Here is a 24,452-nt window from a genome sequence, read left to right as displayed (position 1 = left end):
AGAGAATAATTTATGAAAAATGAACTTCTGCGGATTGGTCCATTTACGGTCTATGGGTACGGACTGATGATCGCCATTGGAATTCTGGCAGCTTATTTTACCGGAGAATACAGGGCAAAAAAGCGGAAACTGCCCTATGAACACGTTTTTTATCTGGTGGTATGGTGCGTAGTGGGAGGATTCCTGGGCGCCAAGATCCTGTATTGGATTACAGAATGGAAAAGTATCCTGGAAAATCCTGGGTTTCTGAGTGCTACTCTGACCGATGGCTTTGTGGTATTTGGTGGAATTGTTGGTGGAATTTTCACGGCGTATGTATATTGCAGGGTAAAAAAACTGAATTTTCTGAAGTTTTTTGATACGTTAATGCCTTCTGTAGCACTTGCACAGGGATTTGGAAGAATTGGGTGTCTGCTGGCAGGATGCTGTTACGGAAAAGAAACGTCAGGTGCTTTTTCTATTACGTTTCATACGTCTGCTTTTGCACCAAATGGGGTGGCGCTGGTTCCTACGCAGATTTATTCCAGTATTCTTGACTTTCTTCATTATGGTTTGCTGCTACTGATTTTGAGAAGCCAGAAAAAAGATGGAGAGACAGCGGCGGCATATCTGATTTTTTATAGTGCAGGAAGATTTGTGCTGGAATTTTTCCGCGGAGATCTGGCAAGAGGAAGTGTGGGAGTGCTTTCTACGTCGCAGTTTATTTCAGTCTTTACATTTTTGGCAGGAATTGTGCTTCTGGTACAGAGGAAACACGCTCTAGAGCGTGTTTGAAAAAGGCTTTCTGCAAGATGTGCGTCACAATTTGTGGGAGATTTTGCCCGGATGAGGGCGTCGTAGCGGGCTACGACAACCGAATTCGGGTGAAATATACCGCAAAGTGGGGCGTGCAGATTGCAGGAATGATTTTTCAAACAGGCTTTAAGTCATTGAAATGAAAAATAAAGCATACTCTTAAATGAAAAAGCTTTAAGGGGCAGTTATGGGAAATAAAGACGCGGGCAATTTGAGTATGCAGGAGTCAGTTTCACCGGCACAGAACGAGATGTATGCGGATTTTATTGTAAAATATATGGACGATTTTCAGGAAGACCTGGGCGATGTCCCAGGTTTTAGTTTTCAGAAAATAAACGGAATTTACGGGGTAGTTTATGCACCCTTGACAGAAATTGGAAGGTGGAATATCAATACGTATTCCTACAGTTCTATTCCAAAATGTTATACGCATATGGATCTTGGAGGCCTTAGTGCTTCCGGAATTACCCGGCTTCAGGAACATCCCTACCTTCAGCTGAAAGGAAGCGGAACAGCTGTTGCGGTTGTGAATTCCGGAATTGACTATCGGAATCCGGTTTTTCAGAACGAAATGGGCAGCAGAATCCTTTGCATCTGGGACCAGACCTTAGAGGGAGATGGGAAAGAAGTGCCTTATGGTCGTGTCTTCTGGAAAAAGGATATTGATCAGGCACTGGCTTCCGGAAATCCTCTGGAAATTGTGCCCTCTGTGGATACGGATGGCCATGGAACCAGAATGGCTGCTATTGCGGCTGGAAATTATTTTCCTGAGGAGAATTTTTCTGGAGCCGCACCAGAAGCCATACTGATCATTGTGAAAGTGAAGCCTGCGAAAAAATATCTCCGGGAGTTCTATCTTTTCCCTGCAGAAGCGGAGCTTTTCCAGGAAAATGACATTATGATGGGAATGGATTTTGCAGTGCGAATTGCGAATGACAGAAGAATACCTCTTTCTCTGTGCCTTGGAATTGGCAGCAGCCAGGGAGCACATATCGGGAAAAATCCACTGAGTCTTTATGTGGATTATATTTCCCAGTATTCGCTGATCTCAGTTTCTGTTGCAGCTGGAAATGAGGGAGCGGCAAGACATCATTACGCAGGCCGCCTTACAGAGAGAGAAAACCAGGCATTGGCGGAGCTTCGCGTTGGAAACAAGGAGCCAGGATTTACCATGGAATTCTGGGGCGAGCCGCCAGAAATTTATAATCTTTCTTTGCAGTCTCCTACAGGGGAAATTCTGGATATCAGCGCTTCACTGGGGGCGGTGACGCAGGAATTATCTTTTGTCTTTGTGGAAACAAGGGTGAAGGTAAATTATGTTTCTATTGAGAGGCAGACCGGATATACGCTGGTATATTTTCAATTTATCCAGCCGGTACCTGGAATCTGGCGTATTTTTGTTAGAGGAAGAGATGGGCAGAATGTAGGATTTCATATGTGGCTGCCGGTTCAGGGGCTGATTTCGGAGGAAACCTATTTTCTGGAACCATCGCCTTATAATACAGTGACGGCACCTGGAGATTCACTGGAGAGTATTACCGTGACTGCTTACCAGTATCGTGACAACAGCCTGTATGTCCAGGCAAGCAGAGGCTTTATGCCAGATGGAAATGTAGTTCCACAGGTAGCAGCCCCAGGTGTCCAGATCCGGGTACCCCTGTTAAACGGTCTTTACGGAAATGCCTCCGGCACCAGCCTTTCTGCCGCTCAGACTGCCGGTGCGGCTGCACTTTTGTTCGAATGGGCGGTGATACGTGGGAATCAACCCTATTTTACCGGCTCGAGCGTGAAAAATTATATTACACGAGGGGCGGAGCGTGAAGAACGGATGCAGTATCCCAATCGGGACTGGGGATTTGGGAGAATGGATCTTTATCATACATTTGAGTTATTGGCGTGATAAAAAGCCTTGATAAAACTTGACACAAAATATTGATTCTTTGTATAATAAACCCATAAAATACGGTGAAAACCTTACGAAGAATGTTTTATCAGAGTAATTGATAGACATAAGAGAAAAGCTGTGAAAATAATCCGATTTAAAAGGAGAAGAATATGAGCCTGAAGATTGAAAAGAAAAATGAAGGAACAAAAGATACTGTAATGTTGTCAGGAAGACTGGACACAACCACAGCTCCTGAATTGGATGTTTTTGCAGAGCAGGAACTGGCAGACACACAGGAACTGGTGCTTGACTTTGCAGATCTGGAGTACATTTCATCTGCTGGCCTGCGTGTGCTTTTGAAATTGCAGAAAGTTATGAATAAAAAAGAAAGTATGAAACTGATCCATGTGGGAGAAGTTGTAAAGGAAGTATTTGAGATTACAGGATTTACGGATATTTTAACAATAGAGTAACACGCGCTGCAGGTCTGACAGGTTTTTTTGTGGGCAGAGAACTTACCATGTAAGAGACCAGTTCAGCGAGCATGTAAATAAAGGAATTCTGTGTTTAGTGCAGGATTCTTTTTTGCATAGTTTAGAAAAAAGGTATGGTTACCAGGCGGGATGGAAACAGAAGCCTTGGTAGCGTATGGGAAAGGAGCTGTAAAATTTGAAAAGTATTACAGTGGAAGCAAAGATAGAGAATGTAGATAAAGTTACGGAATTTGTAAATGAAGTGCTGGAAGAAAAGGATTGTCCGTTGAAGGTTCAGATGCAGCTGGATGTTGCCATAGATGAGATATTTGGAAACATTGCTTATTATGCTTATGGGAAGGGCAGCGGAAATGCCACAATACAAATTGAAATGGAAGATAATCCGCCGAAAATCACATTGACTTTCATAGACCAGGGAATTCCTTATAATCCACTGGAAAACAAAGATCCGGACATTACACTGGATATTGAAGACAGAGAAATTGGAGGGCTTGGAATTTTTCTGGTAAAGAAAACCATGGATGAGCTTTCTTATGAATACGCTGACGGACAGAATATTTTAACCATGAAAAAAGAACTGGTATAAGATTAAAAACAAAAAAGATAAATGTTTACAAAAAGAGACTGACTTTTTTGTGAATATTAAATCAAAATATTTTAAGCCAACCTAATTGTTTTTGTACGCCTTATTTGGTATACTGTATAAAACAAAAGAAAGCAGGAAAATATTATGAAGAGAGGCAGTATTTTTGAAACGGATGGTATCCCGCGGATACAGGAAGCCCTTCCTCTTGCGTTGCAGCATGTTGTTGCAATGATCGTGGGATGTGTCACCCCTGCCATTATTGTGGCAGGCGCAGCAGGGCTTGAGAATAAGGATCAGGTCATTCTTATTCAGGCAGCTCTGGTAGTTGCTGCGCTGTCTACTTTGCTCCAGCTTTTTCCCATTGGGAAGAAGTACAGGATTGGTTCAGGACTTCCCATCATTATGGGTGTCAGCTTCGCATACGTACCAAGTATGCAGGCCATTGCGGATGGGTACGGAATTGATACTATTTTGGGAGCCCAGATTGTAGGCGGTGTTGTTGCCGTTATCATGGGAATTATGGTAAAAAAGATCAGGGTATTTTTTCCACCTCTGATCACAGGAACAGTGGTATTTACCATCGGACTTTCCCTGTATCCCACTGCGATCAACTACATGGCTGGTGGAACCTCTAATCCGGATTATGGCTCCTGGCAGAACTGGCTGGTGGCTTTCTTTACCCTTGCAGTGGTAACGGTCCTGAACCACTTTGGAAAAGGAATCTGGAAGCTTTCTTCTATTCTGATTGGTATGCTGGCCGGATATGTGGTATCCATTCCATTCGGAATGGTGGATCTTTCAAGCGTGGGTAAGGCAAGTGTGTTCCAGGTACCACAGCCGTTGCACTTCGGAGTGCATTTTGAGATTTCTGCATGTGTAGCCATCGGACTGCTTTTTGCAATTAACTCGATTCAGGCAATTGGTGACTACTCTGCTACTACCATCGGTGCTATGAACCGGACTCCCAAGGATTCAGAGCTTCAGGGTGGTATTGTAGCTTATGGTATTACCAATATTCTTGGAGCCCTGTTTGGAGGACTTCCAACTGCAACATACAGCCAGAACGTTGGTATTGTTACCACGACCAAGGTTATCAACCGCTGGGTTCTGGGACTGGCAGCTGCTTTCCTTGGAATTGCCGGATTTGTGCCGAAATTTTCGGCACTTCTGACCACGATTCCCCAGTGCGTATTGGGTGGTGCCACAGTTTCCGTATTTGCATCTATTGCTATGACGGGTATGAAGCTGGTGGCTTCTGCGGAGATGGATTACCGTAATTCCTCCATTGTAGGTCTGGCTGCAGCACTTGGTGTGGGCGTTTCCCAGGCAAATGCAGCACTTGCCACACTTCCTGCATGGGTGACTACTATTTTCGGGAAATCTCCGGTTGTGCTGGCAACGATCATAGCAGTCTGTCTGAACCTGATTCTGCCCAAGTCAAGGGATGAGGAGAAAGAAGAGCAAATTTATGACAGTCAGGTTCAGGAGAAACTGGAAGAAGATCATAAGATGTTTGGAAATGATCAGGAATAAGGCAGAAGAAATCATGGATTCTTGCTGATTGTGTGAAAAATAAAAAAAGTAAGAACTCCTTTGTTCTGTAAGATCAGTTAGAGCCTTTTTTAAACACGCTCTAACTGATCTTATAGAGAAAGGAGTTCTTTTCTTTTTTGTGAGCCACAAGAAAAACATGTAGAATATGTTTCGCCCTGTTTAAATCATGATACCGTATAGGGAAATTCTCTGCAGGGTCTGAACTCAGAACGGCGGGGTTATTTTGTTACTGTCCACTGGTAACGTTATTTTCTGTATACGCAGACCGGAAGTCCGTCTTCGCCCATAGGCAGTTCTACATTCCCTTGAATCAGCGGACGTGCATAATGGATGAAATCCTCTGTCACGTCAGAACCGTCCTGGCTGATCCAGGAAAGAGGAACGGTTTTCTCCTCATTACAGATTTCATTGACATCCTCAAGTCCACATCTCATCTGGTAAACGCCCTTAGAGGTCTCCTGACGGATGAAAGATACCATTTTTCCAGTTTCGCCTTTCAGCGCAGCCTGAACGCCGAAAATACCGGCTGTAATGGCCTCCTGGCGATCTGTGTCAGAGAGCATGGAGGCACTGCAGCGCTGGCTTACATTCAGTTCAATGGAGCGGGCTTTCACGCCAAGTCGGCTTCGCACCAGGTTTTCCAGATATTTGCCGCAGCCTGCCAGCATTTTATGACCAAAAGTATCGGTGCCTACAGAATTGTCATATTCGCAGATAAAAGTTCCCTTATTATCATGAATGCCTTCGGAAACGCAGACAACAACATTACAGTTTTTTTCGAAGCAGGCTTCTGTTTTTTTCAAAAATTCTTCTGTATCGAAGGCTGTTTCAGGAAGATAAATAAGAAGCGGGTTATCGCCGGTATATTTGCGGGCGAGAGCGCTGGCTGCTGTGAGCCATCCGGCATGACGTCCCATGATTTCTACGATGGTCACGGATTTTTTCTCATAAACATTGGCATCCAGGGTGATTTCACGAACTGTGGAAGCCACATATCTGGCAGCACTGCCAAATCCAGGAGTGTGGTCAGTATGCACAAGATCATTGTCAATGGTCTTCGGCTCTCCGATAATGCGGATGTCACTGCCAATCATGGCTGCGTAGCGGGAAAGCTTGCTCACAGTATCCATGGAATCGTTGCCGCCGATGTAGAAAAACCAGCCTATATTCATCTCCTCAAATTTGCGGAAAAGCTCTGGGTATACCGGATCTTCCAGAGATTCCGGAAGCTTATAGCGGCAGGAGCCCAGGTAAGCGCCTGGAGTGTAGGTAAGATATTCCAGCTTTTCCCCGGGAAGTGCTTCTTCAAAGTCAAGGATGGTGCCCTTCAGAAATCCTTCAATACCGTTTACCATGCCATAAACATGTCCAATTTCTTCCTGTTTTATGCCCTCAGAAACTACACCATAAAGGCTGCTGTTGATAACTGCAGTAGGTCCGCCGGATTGTCCGACGATCAAGTTCTTTTTTTCCATTTTAATGAAACCTCCTGTTGTTCTTAGCGCCTGTTTGAAAAAGGTTTTCTGCAAAATATACCGCAAATTGTGACGCGCATCTTGCTGGAATGATTTTTCAAAAACACGCTTTGGTATTTTTATTATAACAGGAGAGAGCGTATGTGGCAAATGAGAAAAATAGTTACTGTTTATTCCGTGACCAGTAACGAAAAATACGATTGTGGGAAAAGGCAGGATGGATTATAATAAGAAGCAGGGAAACTGCAAGAAAGCTGGGATTATATATGGAAGAAGAGCGTGATATGCGGTATGAAAAATTCCAGACAACAGGACAGGAGCGGATTCGGCTTGCCTGCGCTTTGGAAGGATTTTTTTTAACAAATGAGTGCGAAGAAGAGAAAAAAACTGCCTATGGTCAGTATCTGAAGCGAAGAATCCGTCCTGCTATGGAAGCTTTGATCCGGGAAGAGAACGTGGGGAAAATGGAGCTATTGGAGAGTTTTGGCTGGTTTGGAGCAGAAGAACTGGAGACTTTTATCTGTACTGCCAGAAGAGAGCGAAAGCTGGAGAGCCTGGTGTGGCTGATGAGGTTAAAGGATCAGAAATACGGATATAAAGAGAAAAAATTTGACCTTTAGCAGGAAAGAAAACGAAACTATGCAGGATAATAAAGAAAGAAAAATGTCTGAAAATACAGGCAGTTTCATAAAGAAAAAAAGGCAATACCAGGAAATGGGAATGAAAATCCTGCATACCTGCAGGAGTGAAATCTGTGCAAGATTTCCATTTTTTTCTTATGCATCAGCAGCCCTTTCGGCGGTTGTGGAGACAAAAATGTCTCCAAACAGCATGGAAAATGAGAACTCTTTGCAGTCCTGGATCCATGGAATTGGAACTGACGGTGAGAGGATAATAGCAGACCCTGTATTCCTGATCTATATCTGGGCAGAGAAGCCGGAAAGGCTGAAAAGAGGCTGCCTGCACATGTTGTTTCACTGTCTTTATCAGCATCCTTTTTCTGACAAAAAGATGGAAGAAAGATTGTGGAATGTGGCCTGTGATCTGGCTGTGGAGCTTCTGATCTGGCAGAATATTCCGGAAAATTTATGGCAATATTCGTCAGAAGAACTGCAAAAAAGAAGACAGATTTTTGAATTTTTTAAAGGCAGAAATTGCTCTGCTCAGGTACTTTATCAGCTTCTGAAACAGGAAAAATTCCCTTTTAATATTGAAGAGCTGGAATCTCTTTTTTCTTTTGATGATCATTCTTTATGGAGTGTAAATCCATGGAAAAGGGAACAAAAACGGTGCAGGTGGGAAAAGATTCTTACATATACCACCCTTGGAAGGGAGCGGCAGAAGCATCGGATCGGAGCAAGTTCTGGAAGTAAAGAAGAGGAATTGGAGGAACTGTACAAAAGCCGATATGATTATCGGAAATTTCTCCGAAAATTTGCTTTTCCCAGGGAAGAAATCCAATTGGATGAGGATAGCTTTGATTATATTTTTTATAATTTTGGAATGGAGCAGTATGGAAATCTGCCGCTGATCGAGCCGTTGGAATACAAAGAAGTGAATCGTCTGGAGGAATTGGTGATCGCCATTGATACCTCTGGTTCCTGTTCCAAGGAGCTGGTCCGGAGATTCCTTGGAGAGACTTACCAGATCCTCAGCACCCGGGAGAATTTTTTTAAGAAAATGAAAGTATATATTGTCCAATGTGACTGTTGTATTCAGTGGTACCAGGTGATCCATTCAGAGGAAGAATGGAAAGAATATATGCAGAAGATAACCATACAGGGACGGGGCGGAACCGATTTCAGGCCTGTTTTTGAACTGATCAGAAAGGAACAGGAGAAGCGGGAATTGCAGAATCTGAAGGCTTTGATCTACTTTACTGACGGAGATGGGATTTATCCGAGACAGAAACCGGATTATGAAACGGCCTTTGTATTTGTGAAAAAGACGGAAAATATGAGACTTGTGCCGGACTGGGCTTATAAACTGGTTATCGGCGAAAGGATAAAAATATGAATATCAAAGACGCAAAAAATGAGATTATCCATACCCTTTCTGCTTATCTGAAAAAGGACGGGAATGGAGTTTATACCTATTCTTTGGTACGGCAGCGCCCAATCCTTCTGATCGGTCCGCCGGGAATCGGGAAAACTGCAGTTATGGAGCAGGTCGCAGCCGAATGTAAGGTGGGCTTGGTGGCTTACACCATCACGCATCATACTCGTCAGAGTGCAGTAGGACTTCCCAAAATTGTCACCAGGAATTACGGTGGAATGGAAATTGATATAACAGAATACACCATGAGTGAAATTATTGCTTCTGTGTATGAGTACATGGAACAAACGGGAAAAAAGGAGGGAATCCTTTTTATAGATGAGATCAATTGCGTGTCAGAGACGTTGGCCCCGGCTATGCTGCAGTTTTTGCAGAACAAGACCTTTGGAACCCATAAGGTGCCGCAGGGATGGATTATTGTAGCTGCTGGCAATCCGCCTGCATACAACAAATCGGTCCGGGAATTTGACATTGTTACGCTGGATCGTGTAAGAAAGATTTCCATACAGGCAGATACAGATGTATGGCTGGAATATGCGGGGGAAAAGGGCATACATGGCGCAATTTTGTCCTATCTTTCCCTTAAAAAAGAGAATTTTTATATGGTGGAAAATACAGTAGATGGCAAGTTTTTTGTGACTGCCAGAGGTTGGGAGGATCTTTCCGAAATCCTGAAAAGTTATGAGGAACTGCAAGTGGAAATCGGAGAGGAACTGATTGGGGAATTCCTTCAAAAAGAGGAAATTGCAAGAGATTTTGCCGGTTATTACAGACTGTATGAGAAGTATAAATCTGATTATCAGATACAGGAAATTCTTGATGGAAATGTAATTTCCGGGCAATTGAAGACTTGTTGCGATATGGGAAAAAAAGCATCTTTTGAAGAACGCTTTGCTGTAACTGAAATGCTTCTTGAAGCTGTGACAGAAAGAATTTCAGTTTTTCAGAAAATAGATGAAAAGACAGAAAAACTATACGAAAATCTTAAATTGCTGAAGATTTTTTTGCAGGAAAAGAACAGCGTAGAAGCTATGGAACAGTTTGTTGCTTCCAGAAGAAAAGCACTAGATGCGAAAATCTGTTCAGAGCTTCTGACAGCAGAAGAAGCTGCCAGGGAAGAGGAACAGATCAGAATTCTGGAAGAGTATTTTTTTCAGTTGAAAGAGCTGCATATTTCTGACGTGGCAGAAGGAATAGAACAAATCGGCGAAAGGTTTGGCAATGTTTGCAGATTACGAAACGAGAAACTTGAGGAAACGAAGAAGATGCTGGAACAAGCCTTTTCTTTTCTAGAAGAGTGCTTTGGGGAAGGGCAGGAATTGCTGTTGTTTGAAACCGGACTGACAGGAGATGACAGATGCAGTATTTTCATCTCTCAGTATGGCTGTCCTTCTTATTTTAAACATTGTGAACTTTTGCTTTACAGCAAAAAAGAAAATGAGCTGAGGAAAGAGTGCAGGGATTTGCTGGAAGAATAAGTGAAGAATGTAGGAATTACTGATGCTGAAGGTATGGCGTGTATAATAATCTGATCGCGAAATCATGCTTTGCATGATCTCGCGCCGCAATTCTCGGGTTTTCTGTGAACTTTGTTCACAAAAAACACCTCGCGGAATGTTACCGGTGAACAGGAACTGTTGCTGTTCACTGGTAATATATCCTGAGACAGAGGTTGCAGGAAAATTTTATAGCCTATATAATATAGAGAGACTTTAAAAGTTTTATATATGCGAAACTTCAGATTATGTGAATGATATTGGTAGAAGGAGGTTGCCATGAGCGAAGATAAGAAACCCAAAAAGAAGAAAAAAGCAGGAGATATATTTCTCACAATTGTACTGATTGCTGCAATCTGTATATTTTGCTACGCGGCATACAATCTTTATCACATTTATACAGAGTATAAGAAAGGCTCAGATGAGTATAATGCGATTGCCCAGATGGCGGTGACAGAGCGTGATCCGGATCAGGACAGTACCAGTGAAAGTGAGGAAGCAGCAGGACCAGACGGACCGTCTCTGAAGGCCCCGCTGGATATTGATTTTGATTCTCTTCGAAGCATTAATACAGATGTGATCGGCTGGATCTATGTGGAGGCACTTGATGGTGTCAGCTATCCGGTGGTAAAGGGAACTGACAATGACCAGTATCTTCATATGACTTATGAGAAGAATTATAATTTTGCCGGAACTATTTTCATTGATTATGAGAATAAGGCAGATTTCAGTGACTGCAATACGCTGGTATACGGTCACAATATGAAGAATGGAACTATGTTTGGACAGCTGAAGAATTTCAGCAAGGATGATTCTGCTTACAATAAGAGCAAATATTTCTGGATATTTACCCCGGAGAAGACTTACCGGTATGAGATTATTTCTGCGTATACCACAGCGGTAAACAGTGATACATATACACTGTTTAAGGGACCTGGACAGGAGTTTGTGGATTATATGAATAAAATAGTCTCCTATTCTGATGTTAAGACTACACCAGGTGAGTTGGGCGTAGACGACAAGATCGTTACCCTTTCCACATGTACCGGTAATGAGTCTACCCGTTATGTGGTTCAGGGAAAAAGAGTGGATACTTTGGATGTTGTGAAGAAATCAGACAGCACGAAGCAGACAGGTGATAATTAGAATCGGATCTTCTTGAAAAAAGCATGCAGACCTGTAAACGGCCGGGAAATTTCTGCAGGGCTGCAGAGGGATTTTGAGAGAGATATCGGAAAGCATATTACTGAAAAATGTGTACCGTATAATGATTGGAGGAATGGACATGAGTAAGGAAGTGGAAAGGCTTCAGGAGCTGATCGACCAGTACGATAATATTGTATTTTTCGGAGGAGCAGGAGTTTCTACGGAGAGCGGGATCCCGGATTTTCGAAGCCAGGACGGACTTTATAATCAGAAGTATGATTATCCGCCGGAAACTATTTTAAGTCATACCTTTTTCATGGGTCATCCTGAGGAATTTTATCGTTTTTATCAGGACAAGATGCTATGCGATACAGCGAAGCCGAATGCAGCTCATCTGAAGCTGGCAGAGCTGGAAGAAGCCGGAAAGCTGAAAGCAGTTATCACCCAGAATATTGATAATCTGCATCAGATGGCAGGCAGTAAACATGTACTGGAGCTTCACGGAAGTGTATACCGGAATTACTGTATGAGATGTGGGAAATCCTATGACTTCAAATATATGAAAGCAGCGGAAGGGGTTCCAAGGTGTTCCTGCGGTGGAATTATCAAGCCGGATGTGGTTCTTTATGAAGAAGGACTGAATGACCGCACTATCAATGAGTCTGTGCGTGCTATTTCCCAGGCGCAGGTTCTTATTATAGGAGGGACGTCCCTGGCAGTTTATCCTGCGGCAGGATTGATCGATTACTTTTCCGGAGAACATCTGGTAGTGATCAACAAGTCCCCGACCCCAAGAGATCGGTATGCAGATCTTTTGATCAAGGAGCCTATCGGACAGGTGTTTTCCCAGATAAAAGTAAAAAAATAGTGTGCTGAAAAAGGTTCTAAAGCAGAAATGAAGCAGGTAAATAAGGAGTTTATATATGGCAGCAGTTGTTTATGAAGTTGGAGATATTGTTACATTGAAGAAGGGTCATCCATGCGGCAGCAAAGAATGGGAAATCTTAAGAGTAGGTGCAGATTTTCGCCTGAAATGTATGGGCTGTGGACACCAGATCATGGTACCGCGGAAGATGGTGGAGAAAAACACAAAAAATCTTCAAAAAAAGGAAAAATAATGCTTTACAGCCTGAAAAAAGTATGTTAGAATCAAAAATCGTGATATATAAAATATCCTTGCTCTTTGACAGGCAAAGGGCCAACAGACCATAAGGAGGTAAGACAAGCATGAACAAGTACGAGTTAGCATTAGTTGTTAGCGCAAAAGTTGAAGACGAAGTACGTGATGCAGTAGTTGAGAAAGCTAAAGGATACATCACTCGTTACAATGGCGTTATCACAGACGTTGAAGAATGGGGTAAGAAGAAATTAGCTTACGAGATTCAGAAAATGCATGAAGGCTTCTACTACTTTATTCAGTTTGAGGCAGACGCACAGTGTCCGGCAGAAGTAGAAAGACATGTACGTATCATGGACAACGTATTAAGATACTTAGTTGTCAGAAAAGACGCATAATCTTTTTGCATAATCGGATTTAGAAAGCACCATTAAGAGCCCGTTCACTTAGTATATTAAGAGAGGTAAGAAGAATGAACAAAGTAATTTTAATGGGACGCTTAACAAGAGATCCTGAGGTGAGATATTCCGCAGGAGAGAATGCACTGGCAATTGCCAGATACACATTAGCGGTAGACAGAAGATTCCGTCGCGATGGAGAAGCAAGTGCTGATTTCATTCAGTGTGTTTCTTTTGGACGTACGGCAGAGTTTGCTGAGAAGTATTTCCGTCAGGGACTGAAGATTGCCGTTACAGGTCGTATTCAGACCGGAAGCTATACCAACCGTGATGGACAGAAGGTTTACACTACAGAGGTTGTTGTGGAGGATCAGGAGTTTGCTGAGAGCAAGGCTTCCAGCGACAGTTATGCTGCTTCCCATCCGCGCACAAGTGCACCGGAGGCATCTATGCCGAACCCGGGAACCGCTGCAGAGGGCTTTATGAACATTCCGGATGGCATTGACGAGGAATTGCCATTTAACTAGAGCTTAGCTCTTAGAACTGAATAAAACAGGAGGAAAACCAACATGGCTTACAATAATAGAAGCGAAAGACCAGATTCTCCAATGAAGAGAAGAGGCGGCCGCAGAAGAAAAAAAGTTTGCGTATTCTGTGGTAAAGAGAATAACGAGATCGATTACAAGGATGTAGCAAAATTAAGAAAATATGTTTCCGAGAGAGGAAAAATCCTTCCTAGAAGAATCACAGGAAACTGCGCGAAACATCAGAGAGCTCTGACTGTTGCTGTTAAGAGAGCACGTCATCTTGCTATGATGCCATACATCCAGGACTAATTTGGAAGTGTTTACCGCCATCCGGAAGGATGGCGGTTTTTCTATCTAGAGCGTGTTTGAAAAACCATTTCCGCAATCTGCACGCCCCACTTTGCGGTATATTTCACCCGAATTCGGTTGCCGTAGCCCACTACGGCGCCCTCATCCGGGCAAAATCTCCCACAAATTGTAACGCACATCTTGCAGAAAGCCTTTTTCAAACACGCTCTAATCTTCTATGGAAAAATACTCAGAAATCTGTTATACTATCTGGCAAAGGCGTATTTTGCCTGTCACTATGTAAAAGGTACCTGAGGATTTGTAAGTGAGGATAAACTTATGAATAAAAAACTGAAATTCAAGGGATCCATGAAGCAGTTCATGAGGTGGCCACTGTATCTGACCATTCTTCTTATATGGCTGGATATTCTTATTTTTATGGTAAGTGTGAAAGCAGGAATTCTTGCTACACTTGGAATTGTGGTATATATTGTGGCCGCACTTCTGCTTACCCGCTTTCACAGGCCGCTGATTCTCAATGATCTGATCGCGTTTGCCAATCAGTATGAATCTCTTGAGAAGCGTCTTCTGGATGATCTGGCTCTTCCTTATGCCATTATGGACACCAATGGAAGAATGATCTGGTCCAACAAGGTATTTGCAGAGCTTACCGGGAAAGAACAGCTGTATAACAAGCACATTACCACTATTTTTCCGGAGATCACACCGGATAAACTTCCTGTACCTGAGAAACAGGAGATCACAGAGATGAGCACCAACTTTGGTGACAGGATCTATCGTGTTTCCATGCAGCTGGTTACTATGAAAGATGTGGTAAATGAAGCCCGTATTCTGGAAAATGTGGATGCAGACATTAATCTTGTGGCAATGTTTTTCTATGATGAGACAGAGCTTCAGGAATATATTCAGAAGAATGAGGATGATAAGCTGGTAGTTGCTCTGGCATATCTGGACAATTATGAAGAAGCTCTGGAAGGTGTGGAAGAAGTCAGAAGATCCCTTCTGATCGCACTGATCGACAGGAAAATCACCAAGTATTTTTCCAATTTTGACGGACTTGTACGCAAGCTGGAGCGGGATAAATACTTCCTGATCATGCGTCAGAGTTCCCTGGAAGCATTGAAAGAACAGCGTTTTCATATTTTGGATGAAGTTAAGACGGTCAATATTGGTAATGAAATGGCAGTCACCCTAAGTATCGGTATTGGTCTGAACGGCGCAAACTATCTGCAGAATTATGAATATTGCCGTATTGCCATTGAGATGGCTCTTGGACGCGGCGGTGACCAGGTAGTAATTAAGAATGGAGATTCCATCGCCTATTTTGGCGGAAAATCCCAGCAGGTGGAGAAAAATACCCGCGTAAAGGCCCGAGTGAAGGCACAAGCGCTGAAAGAGTTTATGAGCACCAAGGATCGTGTTGTGGTTATGGGACATAAGATCACAGACGTAGATGCCCTTGGGGCTGCAATCGGTATTTATCGCGCAGGAAAGACCCTTGGCAAGCCAGTCCATATTGTAGTAAATGATCCGACCACATCCATCCGTCCGTTGATGGCGGGGTATATCAATAATCCGGATTATGAGCCTTCCATGTTTGTAGATTGTGCCCAGGCAAAGGATCTTGTGGATAATAATACAGTTGTGGTTGTGGTGGACACAAACAAACCAAGTTATACAGAGTGTCAGGATCTTCTTTATCTGACCAGGACGATCGTGGTGCTGGATCATCACAGAAGAGGCAGTGAAGTGATACAGAACGCAGTACTTTCCTATGTGGAGCCATATGCATCCTCCACATGTGAGATGGTTGCCGAGATCCTTCAGTATTTTGACGAGGATCTGCGTCTTCGCAGCCTGGAGGCGGATTGTCTGTATGCAGGTATGGTAATTGATACCAATAATTTTACTACACGCTCCGGCGTGCGTACTTTCGAAGCAGCTGCTTATCTTCGGAGAAATGGCGCAGATATTACAAGAGTCCGCAAAATGCTTCGGGATAACATTGATGCATATAAAGCAAGAGCGGAAGTTGTCCGCACTGCCCAGATTTACAGAAATTGTTTTGCAATAGGAAGATGCCCCAGCGAGGGGTTGGAAAGTCCTACAGTAGTAGGAGCCCAGGCCGCAAATGAGCTTCTGAATATTGCAGGTGTGAAGGCTTCTTTTGTTCTTACTCCATATAATAATGAGGTGTATGTAAGTGCCCGTGCCATTGATGAGGTCAATGTGCAGGTTATGATGGAGAGAATGGGCGGCGGAGGTCATCTGAACATTGCCGGAGCCCAGGTGAAGGCTACGGAAGATGAGACAGAGAAAATGATCAAAGATATTATAGATCAGTTATACCAGGAAGGAGAATTCAAAGAATGAAAGTAATTTTACTGGAAGATGTAAAAGCCCTTGGAAAAAAGGGAGAGATTGTAAACGTCAGTGACGGATATGCAAGAAACATGATCCTGCCGAAGAAGCTTGGACTTGAGGCAACTCCAAAGAACTTAAATGATCTGAAGCTTCAGAAGGCAAATGAAGAGAAAGTTGCCCAGGAGAATTTAGAAGCTGCCAGAGCTTTTGCCAAGAATCTTGAAGATAAAGAGGTTATTCTTACTCTTAAAGTGGGAGAGGGCGGAAGAACATTTGGCTCTGTTTCCACAAAAGAAATTTCAGAAGCTGCCAAGAAACAGCTGAATCTCGATATAGAGAAAAAGAAACTGGTACTTCCAAACCCGATCCGCAATCTTGGCGTAACAAATGTACCGGTTAAGCTTCATCCTAAGGTAACCGGAAGCCTGAAAGTATGGGTAAAGGAAGAGGCATAAGGGCTACTGTGAAGAAGTGTAAACAGTAATGCATAAAGCTGCAGGAGAGGATGTTTTTTACGAAATGGAAGAAGCATTGATCAAGAGGATACTTCCTCACAGCATTGAAGCGGAACAGTCCGTTATTGGTTCCATGATCCTGGACCGTGATGCCATTCTGGTAGCATCAGAGATTCTTACAAGTGATGACTTTTACCAGAGCCAGTATGGTATTATTTTTGATGCCATGGTGGAGTTATGTAATGAAGGAAAGCCGGTGGATCTGATCACTCTTCAGAACCGTCTGAAAGAGAAGGAACTTCCACCAGATATCAGCAGTATGGAATATGTAAGAGATCTGATTTCTGCAGTTCCCACTTCTGCCAACGTAAAGTATTATGCCAATATTGTCAGCGAAAAGGCTGTCCTTCGAAGACTGATCAAAGTGAATGAGGAAGTGGAAAATGCCTGCTATATGGAGAAAGAAGGCACACAAATGATCCTGGAGGAAGCGGAGAAGAAATTGTTTAATGTTCTTCAGAGACGCTCCAGTGATGAGTTTGTGCCTATCCAGCAGGTGGTTTTGAATGCGGTGAACAATATTGAGAAAGCTTCCAAGATGAAGGGAACGGTAACTGGTATTCCTACCGGTTTCGTGGATCTGGATTACAAGACCTCCGGAATGCATGCTTCAGACCTGGTGCTGATCGCAGCCCGTCCGTCTATGGGAAAAACTGCTTTCGTTCTTAATATTGCCCAGTATATGGCATTTCGTAAGGACGTTACGGTAGCGATATTCAGTCTGGAGATGTCCAAGGAGCAGCTTGTAAACCGTCTCCTTGCCATGGAATCTCATGTGGATTCCCAGAATATGAGAACTGGTAATCTGAAAGACGAGGATTGGACCAAGCTGGTGGAGGGTGCAGATATTATCGGACGCTCTAATCTTATTATTGATGATACCCCCGGTATTTCCATTTCCGAGCTGCGTTCCAAGTGCCGAAAATACAAATTAGAGCACAATCTTGGAATTATTATGATTGATTATCTTCAGCTGATGAGTGGAAGCGGACATTCTGATTCCAGACAGCAGGAAATTTCCGATATTTCACGTTCCCTGAAAGCACTTGCCCGTGAGATCAGCGTTCCGGTCATTGCACTTTCACAGCTCAGTCGAGCTGTAGAGCAGCGCCCGGATCACAGACCTATGCTTTCTGACCTGCGAGAGTCGGGAGCTATTGAGCAGGATGCTGATATGGTAATGTTTATCTACCGTGATGATTATTATCATAAGGATACGGAGAAAAAGGGAATTGCTGAGATCATTATAGCGAAACAGAGAAACGGTCCTATTGGTACCGTTGAGCTGGTATGGCTGCCTCAGTATACACAGTTTGTAAATATGAAAAAATAAGGAAATGCTGATTGATTATGGTATTTCTTCGAAAAGGCCGGCATGTTATGTCGACCTTTTTTTCTTGCATTTGAAAGACCTTTTGTTATAATAAAAACAGTGAATTATGCTATTGTCCATACGGATGCTGTCTGGCAGCCAGACCGATTTGTTTTGTGGACAGCAACAATTTCATGAGGAGGGGTAGTATGGAAAAATGCTATACCGTGGCTGAGACTGTGAAGCTGACAGGGGTGAAATCTTATGTCCTTCGTTACTGGGAGGATGAACTTTCCCTTCCTATTCGCAGAAATGAGCTGGGGCATCGCTGCTACACCCAGGATGATATTCAACTGTTTTTGAACATTAAAGAACTAAAGAACAGAGGCTTGCAGCTTCGGGCGATACATGATCTTCTTCCAAAACTTACAAAAAAAGAAGGAATGGAAGTAATCGTGCCGGAAGAAAAGGATAAAATACATTTACTGGAATCTGAGAGTATAGAAAAAGAAGAGAATGAAACAAGAGATACACTTCGGGAAGAACTGCTGGAGAATGTTCAGAATTTTAAAGCGGAGCCAGATAAAAAGATTCTGGAGTTTCAGGAGATATTAGAACGTCTGATTACTCAGGAGCTTCATGCCAAAAAAGAAGGAGAAGACAGGTGGCGCACTCTGGATGCAGCCATCAGGAGACAGCAGATGGCAAGAAGAGAAGCAGCTGCATCTTCGGAGAAGAAGGGAAAAAAGAAAAACGGAGTGTAGAATGTGTTTGAAAAAGGGGAGCTCCATAGGAAGCTCCCCTTCATGCTATCATCACTTATGTGGGAAAATCAACCCTCGCTGATAGCGCCTGTAGGACAGGCATCAGCACAAGTTCCGCAGTCCATGCAGGAATCTGCATCGATTACGTAATGATCATCTCCCTGAGAAATAGCACCTGCTGGGCACTCGCTCTCGCATGTTCCACAGCTTACGCACTCGTCAGAAATTACATATGCCATTGTTATATCCTCCTTTAATCTCTTTAGTTCCCTTATGATTACTGTTCACAGAGTGAACAGAAACCCTTTCTGGGATATGAGTCTATTCTAATATATATGTCAAAGGATATCAAGTACAAAATTATAAACAAAATTTTAGAATTGTGACGGTTGCGCAAATGTGTATTTGGTATTATAATAGTGGAACGTGGAGAGTTACTGCCGGTTTTGATGTAATGGCAGGAAATTTTTTACGAGAGAAGCAGCTGCTGATCAGGCTTGAACAGTGGCTCGATATAAAAAAGGAGGAAACAGATCATGGCACAGGTGACAAAAGATATGCTGATTGGTCAGCTTCTTCAGTTAGATCCTAATATGGCTGGTATTCTTATGGCATCCGGTATGGGATGTGTAGGATGCCCATCCGCACAGATGGAATCTCTGGAGGAGGCTGCTATGGTACACGGAATTGATGCTGATGTTTTAATCCAGCAGCTGAACGATTATCTTGCAGGCCGTTAGTATATAGTTTCTTGACGGGCTGTTCCGGTTGAGAAGGTAACCCCGACAGAGTATATACGAACTTATAATAAAAAGGACTGGCGATTTGCCAGTCCTTTTTAATAAGGTTTTAGAGTGTGTTTGAAAAAGGCTTTCTGCAAGATGTGCGTCACAATTTGCTGGAATGATTTTTCAAACACGCTCTAGCCTGTTCAAAATGTCTGCGCAGCGTGCAGGCATTTTGGAATTGTCAGTCGGAGAATCCTGCAGGCAGGATTCTTTTTATTTCAGATTTTTGCAAGCTGCTGCAAGGCTTTGCGAGAAATAAGCTCACCATGTTCCTTTAAATGAGCTTCTCCGGCAGCATTAAAAGCGCGTCCGCTGCCGTATTCAGAAAGAATATTGCATACTTTATTGAATTCTTCTGCTGTGCAGGAGGATTGATGTACAATCAGCTGGTAAAGGGAATTTTCATCCTTGTAAAGAGTATTGACGCCTTTATAGAATCCATCCAGTCCATGTGCGGCAGCAATGACATCATCCAGAGTATGGAAAGTATAGAGCCGTATCAGGTTTACCGAAACTTTCCGGGTATTGGAAACAGATTCAGAAGCTTCCGTACTTCTGGAAGTCCTGGAAGCTCCAGATTCTTTGACCTCCTTGTTACTGGAAGAAGCTCCCTGAGAGGCTGCTTTCTGTGTCTCCTCATATAATTTCTGGAAGATATCGATGATATTATCAGCACCATCGAAATGAAGGGTATCCTGCTTGGTTTTTTTATATGGTGAAAATTTGGAGAAACGAGTGTCAAGTTCTTCGGGATCCTCTACCTTGGTGACAATCAGAATGACACTTTCACCGTTTACGGGAATTGCCTCGATCATCAGCGGGATGTTATCAGCTTCAAAGCCAAATTCAATCTGAGCCTGCTGCATCATTTCACGGAAAAGCTTCTTGGCTTTATCTGTGCCGTAGGCAAGCTCGCTGATACGGATCTGGTGGCTGTCCAGATCTTCCTTTGTAAGAGTACAGCGGATTTGATTGTCACTGATTTTTTCTATTTTCATATGATCACATCCTGTTCTTGGAAATAGTGTTTATTATTAAAAGATTACCATAATCAGTTGTTAATGCTCACTTCGCGAATAACAACACACTTCGCGATGCACAGAAATCATGCATTCGCATGATTTCGCGCCGGGTTTCCCAGGTTTTCTGTGAACTATATTCACAAAAAATACCTCGCAGAACATTACCAGTGAACAATAACAATCAGCTATCTTGATTCCTCATTGTATAATATATGTTTCAAAAGTGCAATAGGAAAAAAACAGGTAATTTCAGTTTGTAAATTTCAGTTGCAACTTATTAAATTTTTCGAAACAGAATGGAAAAAAAGAATAAACTGGTCAAAATCTATTGCATAATGGAAAATGAATCCGTATAATGGGGAACAAGAAAAAAGAAATGGATCTGTGACTCACAAGCAATTGAGAACAGAGATAACACAGATTCGTATTAAATATTAACATTAACATCTATTTTTTCTAAAAACAGCGTCGATTTATCATGCAGCGTATCAGCTGGGGCGGTGTTTGCATTCCCTGAAGATGAAATGAGTTCACATTCCGTCTCTTTTTTCTGCAAAATGATTCAGGTGTTTTCTGAATCCATAAAGGAGGAAAGGAGGTTAGGACACGAAGCGTATATCACGATCAGGAAAGGAAGAATCCTGCAGATCGCTGGAGGGTGAGCTGAATCAGTATGAAGAACTGGGAATTGCTCTTTATCTGGAAGGGCTGCCCAGTGATGCCAGAGCCATTGCAAAAGCCTGTCAGATTGCAGATGGCGGAGGATATATGCGGGATTATACAGAGGACGAGAATGGGCATATAGCCCGTGTGGATTTCGATTTTGTAATCGATGATCAGCAGTTGTAAGCCATGAATATTCAGTACATACCGGAATTTCTTCAAGACCAGCAGTTTCCCCCTACTCATGCTTTGGCAGGAAGAAATTTCCGGTGCTGCTGATTGCAGGAATGATTCTAGTACATCGAATATTAAGTAACTGCCATATTGACTTGTCTGATTTTTCATCTGCTGCGTTGTCGTCAGTCGCCGTAGCTACCGCTACGCCTCCTTCCTCCGCCTTGTATATGAGAAAATCATCCTACGTCAATATAGCAGATACTTAATTTTCGATGTACTAGATACCAACATTCAATAATGTAAACAAATTGTAAAAAGTCGAATTATGTAATACAATCCTGAAAAAAAATATGTTATAATGATAATCGACTGTGGAAAAGTCCGCAGCAGATATCAATTAGACGTTCACTGAGAGGATAAATATTTTATGAAGAGAAGAATTAATCCTGTAGTAGTGGTGTGCATGCTGATCGCAGCAGTTACCCTGATCGGAATTGTTACAACCCTGATCATGCGCCGCATTCCTACCAGGAAACAGATGGATTTGACTGAATATTATGGACAGACAGACGATTCAGAAGCCGTAATTATAGTAGGTACCCAGATTCTGGAGCAGAAGGCAGTTATGTCTGGCGAACAGCCATATCTTCCTGTAGATGTGGTGGATAGTTATCTGAACCAGAGATATTACTGGGATGAAGAAGGTCAGCAGATTCTGTACGCTACTCCGTCGGAGCTGATTTATACACCTGCTTCCACTGAGGCGGGCGGTGATGTATGGCTGAAGGACGGAACCGCTTATCTGAGCCTTGATTTTATAAAGAGATATACAGATCTGGATACTTATGTGTACCAGCAGCCAAACCGTATAGCGATTCAGAAGGATTTTTCAGGCGTATCAGTTGTCACAGCAACTAAGGATACATATGTGCGCTACCGTGGAGGAATCAAATCAGAAGTACTATCCAAGGTAAACAAAGGAGATAATCTGATCCTTATGGAAGAACTGGAGAACTGGGATCAGGTAGCCACATGGGACGGTTATATCGGATATATAGAGAAGAGCAGTGTAAGTGATGTTCAGAATCTGAATATGGACAGAAAAGCAGTTGGGGAATCTTATACTTATCTTACCATGGACCAACCAGTGAATCTGGTATGGCATCAGGTAATGTCCACAGATGCCAATGCAGGACTTTCAGAGGCTATTCAGAATATGACCGGAGTGAATGTAATTTCACCAACCTGGTTCTATGTAACTGACAACAATGGTAATATTATCAACAATGCTACAGCTGATTATGTATCTCTTGCCCATGAAAAAGGGCTGAAGGTATGGGGACTTGTGGACAATTTTACGCAGGACATCAGTACTTATGAGGTATTGTCCAGAACAAGTTCCAGACAGAATCTGATTTCACAGCTAGTGAATGCAGCTGTTGGAGCTGGAATTGATGGAATTAATGTGGATTTCGAGCAGCTTAGTGAGGACGTGGGCGTTCATTTCCTGGAGTTCCTCCGGGAGCTTTCTATAGAATGCCATAAGAACAATCTTGTTCTTTCCGTAGACAATCCGGTTCCAGAGGATTTCACCAGTCATTATGACAGGGCTGAACAGGGCAAGGTAGTAGATTATGTCATTATTATGGGATATGACGAGCACTACGTTGGATCCGAGGAAGCGGGCTCAGTAGCGTCTCTTCCATGGGTGGAGAAGGGAATTCAGGATACTATCGCTGAAGTTCCGGCGCAGCGTGTGATTAATGCAGTTCCATTTTACACAAGATTATGGAAAACAGAAGCTGGCAGCTTATCTAGTGAGGCAATTGGCATGGATACTGCCCAGGAAGTAGTAAATACAAATAATGCCCAGGTATACTGGGACAGCGATGTAAGTCAGAATTATGGAAGCTTTGAGAAGGATGGATGCACTTACCAGATCTGGATTGAGGATTCTCAGTCTATTGCAGCGAAGGTACAGCTGATACAGAAATATAATCTTGCCGGTGTGGCAGCATGGAAATTGGGATTTGAGAATAGCAGTATCTGGCAGGTGATCACAGATAATCTGTCTGCGTCTAATTAAAACAGGTACTATTTTACGAAGCATATTGCTGTGAGGGTACTGAACAGTTACGCCTTTTTCAAACATGCTCTAATACACGAATGATAAAAACACTCTCTGAGACATATAAATAATGTGAAGGTCGTGAACAGCGACAAAAGACGAAAGTTTAACGATAACATTATATATTATATGCCAGGGGGTGTTTTATATTGAAAAAGCATATAGTGGAGCTGATTATGGGATGTCTTTTGCTGATATGCTTTTATTATCTTTCCCGCGAGGCGGCAGCAGTATCGGTAGAGATGAATCAGAAGCAGGTAATTGTGGTGGATTGTGGTCATGGAGGAATGGATCCAGGTATGATCGGGATAGACGGTCTGAAGGAGAAGGATGTAAATCTTGCCATTGGCCTGAAAGTGAAAAGTGCATTGGAAAAGAAAGATTTTCAGGTGATTATGACCAGGGAAACAGACGTGGGATTATACGATGAAGACTCTAATAATAAGAAAGTACAGGATATGCAAAAAAGGATTTTTCTTATTCAGGAAGTAAAGCCTGTACTTGCAGTAAGTATCCATCAGAACAGTTACGAAGATTCTGGGGTGAAGGGTCCTCAGGTTTTTTATTATCGGGACTCTGTTAAGGGAGAAGAACTGGCGGAAATAATTCAGGAGAAACTGAATGATTATCTTGAGGTGGAGCGGCCAAGGCAGGCGAAAGGAAATACTACTTATTATCTTTTGAAACGAAGCCCGGGGATATTGAATATTGTGGAGTGTGGATTCCTTACGAACCCGGAAGAAGCCGGAAAACTGTTACAGGATGATTATCAGGAAAAAGTAGCGGCAGCAGTGGCTGACGGTGTGGAAGAATACATAAAAAATAATGAACAATGAGAATCCTCTGTTAATGAAAAAACATTTCAGTTTATCAAAAACTATA

Annotated in this window: 27 protein-coding genes and 1 pseudogene; 23 read left to right on the top strand and 5 right to left on the bottom strand. The window is 42.8% G+C overall.

Features of this window, described 5'->3' with window-relative positions; all coding sequences use genetic code 11:
• Positions 1-12: 12 nt before the first annotated feature.
• The 6 genes from I4V84_RS13615 (at position 13) to I4V84_RS13595 (ending at position 5,293) form a co-directional block, all read left to right on the top strand.
• A complete protein-coding gene (locus tag I4V84_RS13615; RefSeq protein ID WP_195992540.1) occupies positions 13-774 on the top strand; it encodes a prolipoprotein diacylglyceryl transferase in 762 nt (253 codons plus the stop codon).
• Positions 775-791: 17 nt separating this feature from the next.
• Positions 792-938 (top strand): DUF6783 domain-containing protein, encoded by a 147-nt coding sequence (locus I4V84_RS20725; protein WP_334286099.1) that lies wholly within the window; start codon positions 792-794, stop codon positions 936-938.
• 44 nt (positions 939-982) lie between these two features.
• On the top strand, positions 983-2,695 hold the full coding sequence (locus I4V84_RS13610) for a S8 family peptidase (RefSeq protein ID WP_195992538.1): 1,713 nt from the start codon (positions 983-985) through the stop codon (positions 2,693-2,695).
• Positions 2,696-2,850: 155 nt separating this feature from the next.
• On the top strand, positions 2,851-3,153 hold the full coding sequence (locus tag I4V84_RS13605) for an STAS domain-containing protein (RefSeq protein WP_195992536.1): 303 nt from the start codon (positions 2,851-2,853) through the stop codon (positions 3,151-3,153).
• Positions 3,154-3,349: 196 nt separating this feature from the next.
• A complete protein-coding gene (locus tag I4V84_RS13600) occupies positions 3,350-3,760 on the top strand; it encodes an ATP-binding protein (protein WP_195992535.1) in 411 nt (136 codons plus the stop codon).
• A 144-nt stretch (positions 3,761-3,904) separates the two neighbouring features.
• Entirely contained in the window at positions 3,905-5,293 is a 1,389-nt protein-coding gene (locus I4V84_RS13595) for a nucleobase:cation symporter-2 family protein (RefSeq protein ID WP_173715675.1), read from the top strand.
• A gap of 266 nt (positions 5,294-5,559) precedes the next feature.
• Here I4V84_RS13595 and I4V84_RS13590 read toward each other — a convergent pair whose 3' ends face one another.
• On the bottom strand, positions 5,560-6,789 hold the full coding sequence (locus I4V84_RS13590) for a 6-phosphofructokinase (protein WP_118583670.1): 1,230 nt from the start codon (positions 6,787-6,789) through the stop codon (positions 5,560-5,562).
• A gap of 200 nt (positions 6,790-6,989) precedes the next feature.
• On the opposite strand from I4V84_RS13590, the gene I4V84_RS13585 reads away from it, so the two are divergent.
• From I4V84_RS13585 to rpsR, 9 genes are all read left to right on the top strand, one after another.
• Positions 6,990-7,409 (top strand): hypothetical protein, encoded by a 420-nt coding sequence (locus I4V84_RS13585; protein WP_243284106.1) that lies wholly within the window; start codon positions 6,990-6,992, stop codon positions 7,407-7,409.
• 43 nt (positions 7,410-7,452) lie between these two features.
• Entirely contained in the window at positions 7,453-8,805 is a 1,353-nt protein-coding gene (locus I4V84_RS13580) for a VWA-like domain-containing protein (RefSeq protein ID WP_243284105.1), read from the top strand.
• Positions 8,802-10,322, top strand: a complete 1,521-nt coding sequence (locus I4V84_RS13575) for an AAA family ATPase (RefSeq protein WP_195992528.1) — start codon at positions 8,802-8,804, stop codon at positions 10,320-10,322. The genes I4V84_RS13580 and I4V84_RS13575 overlap by 4 nt, the downstream gene beginning before the upstream one ends.
• Before the next feature lie 297 nt (positions 10,323-10,619).
• Complete coding sequence (gene srtB, locus I4V84_RS13570; protein WP_195992527.1) at positions 10,620-11,486, top strand: class B sortase; 867 nt, start codon at positions 10,620-10,622, stop codon at positions 11,484-11,486.
• A 139-nt stretch (positions 11,487-11,625) separates the two neighbouring features.
• Positions 11,626-12,354 (top strand): NAD-dependent protein deacylase, encoded by a 729-nt coding sequence (locus I4V84_RS13565; protein WP_118583678.1) that lies wholly within the window; start codon positions 11,626-11,628, stop codon positions 12,352-12,354.
• 55 nt (positions 12,355-12,409) lie between these two features.
• Positions 12,410-12,604 (top strand): DUF951 domain-containing protein, encoded by a 195-nt coding sequence (locus I4V84_RS13560; RefSeq protein ID WP_173715669.1) that lies wholly within the window; start codon positions 12,410-12,412, stop codon positions 12,602-12,604.
• 109 nt (positions 12,605-12,713) lie between these two features.
• Entirely contained in the window at positions 12,714-13,001 is a 288-nt protein-coding gene (rpsF, locus tag I4V84_RS13555) for a 30S ribosomal protein S6 (protein ID WP_117851485.1), read from the top strand.
• Between the two features lie 74 nt (positions 13,002-13,075).
• Complete coding sequence (locus tag I4V84_RS13550) at positions 13,076-13,528, top strand: single-stranded DNA-binding protein (RefSeq protein WP_118583680.1); 453 nt, start codon at positions 13,076-13,078, stop codon at positions 13,526-13,528.
• 42 nt (positions 13,529-13,570) lie between these two features.
• Entirely contained in the window at positions 13,571-13,837 is a 267-nt protein-coding gene (gene rpsR, locus I4V84_RS13545; protein ID WP_118583682.1) for a 30S ribosomal protein S18, read from the top strand.
• 41 nt (positions 13,838-13,878) lie between these two features.
• Here rpsR and I4V84_RS20720 read toward each other — a convergent pair whose 3' ends face one another.
• Positions 13,879-14,016, bottom strand: coding sequence for a DUF6783 domain-containing protein (locus I4V84_RS20720; RefSeq protein ID WP_306797036.1), 138 nt, complete (start codon positions 14,014-14,016; stop codon positions 13,879-13,881).
• On the opposite strand from I4V84_RS20720, the pseudogene I4V84_RS20715 reads away from it, so the two are divergent.
• The 5 genes and pseudogenes from I4V84_RS20715 to I4V84_RS13525 all read left to right on the top strand — a co-directional run.
• Positions 13,954-14,145: pseudogene (locus I4V84_RS20715) on the top strand (DUF6783 domain-containing protein); the annotation flags it as partial. The gene I4V84_RS20720 and the pseudogene I4V84_RS20715 overlap by 63 nt on opposite strands.
• Before the next feature lie 10 nt (positions 14,146-14,155).
• Positions 14,156-16,210: a DHH family phosphoesterase gene (locus tag I4V84_RS13540; protein ID WP_118583686.1), complete on the top strand. Its 2,055-nt coding sequence runs from the start codon at positions 14,156-14,158 to the stop codon at positions 16,208-16,210.
• Positions 16,207-16,656: a 50S ribosomal protein L9 gene (rplI, locus tag I4V84_RS13535; protein ID WP_118583688.1), complete on the top strand. Its 450-nt coding sequence runs from the start codon at positions 16,207-16,209 to the stop codon at positions 16,654-16,656. Before I4V84_RS13540 ends, rplI begins: the two co-directional genes overlap by 4 nt.
• Before the next feature lie 64 nt (positions 16,657-16,720).
• The gene (gene dnaB, locus I4V84_RS13530) at positions 16,721-18,049 is read left to right on the top strand and encodes a replicative DNA helicase (protein ID WP_118583698.1); all 1,329 of its coding nucleotides are present in this window, start codon (positions 16,721-16,723) and stop codon (positions 18,047-18,049) included.
• Between the two features lie 188 nt (positions 18,050-18,237).
• Positions 18,238-18,792, top strand: a complete 555-nt coding sequence (locus I4V84_RS13525; protein WP_173715668.1) for a helix-turn-helix domain-containing protein — start codon at positions 18,238-18,240, stop codon at positions 18,790-18,792.
• A gap of 68 nt (positions 18,793-18,860) precedes the next feature.
• On the opposite strand, the gene I4V84_RS13520 is transcribed toward I4V84_RS13525, so the two are convergent.
• Positions 18,861-19,031: a 4Fe-4S binding protein gene (locus tag I4V84_RS13520; RefSeq protein WP_118583690.1), complete on the bottom strand. Its 171-nt coding sequence runs from the start codon at positions 19,029-19,031 to the stop codon at positions 18,861-18,863.
• Positions 19,032-19,328: 297 nt separating this feature from the next.
• On the opposite strand from I4V84_RS13520, the gene I4V84_RS13515 reads away from it, so the two are divergent.
• Positions 19,329-19,532: a DUF1858 domain-containing protein gene (locus I4V84_RS13515; protein ID WP_117851487.1), complete on the top strand. Its 204-nt coding sequence runs from the start codon at positions 19,329-19,331 to the stop codon at positions 19,530-19,532.
• Between the two features lie 266 nt (positions 19,533-19,798).
• Here the strand turns inward: I4V84_RS13515 and I4V84_RS13510 are convergent, their stop codons facing one another.
• A complete protein-coding gene (locus I4V84_RS13510; RefSeq protein WP_118581522.1) occupies positions 19,799-20,578 on the bottom strand; it encodes an adaptor protein MecA in 780 nt (259 codons plus the stop codon).
• 648 nt (positions 20,579-21,226) lie between these two features.
• On the bottom strand, positions 21,227-21,511 hold the full coding sequence (locus tag I4V84_RS19695) for a hypothetical protein (protein WP_207748677.1): 285 nt from the start codon (positions 21,509-21,511) through the stop codon (positions 21,227-21,229).
• A gap of 358 nt (positions 21,512-21,869) precedes the next feature.
• On the opposite strand from I4V84_RS19695, the gene I4V84_RS13505 reads away from it, so the two are divergent.
• Together I4V84_RS13505 and I4V84_RS13500 are read left to right on the top strand one after the other, a co-directional pair.
• The gene (locus tag I4V84_RS13505) at positions 21,870-23,528 is read left to right on the top strand and encodes a glycosyl hydrolase family 18 protein (protein WP_187565729.1); all 1,659 of its coding nucleotides are present in this window, start codon (positions 21,870-21,872) and stop codon (positions 23,526-23,528) included.
• Positions 23,529-23,719: 191 nt separating this feature from the next.
• On the top strand, positions 23,720-24,406 hold the full coding sequence (locus I4V84_RS13500; protein ID WP_243284104.1) for an N-acetylmuramoyl-L-alanine amidase: 687 nt from the start codon (positions 23,720-23,722) through the stop codon (positions 24,404-24,406).
• The last annotated feature ends 46 nt before the right edge of the window (positions 24,407-24,452 follow it).

This window comes from Ruminococcus sp. 1001713B170207_170306_F1, assembly GCF_015668065.1.
Taxonomy (GTDB): domain Bacteria; phylum Bacillota; class Clostridia; order Lachnospirales; family Lachnospiraceae; genus Blautia_A; species Blautia_A faecis.
This window is presented reverse-complemented; position numbering and strand designations above follow the sequence as displayed.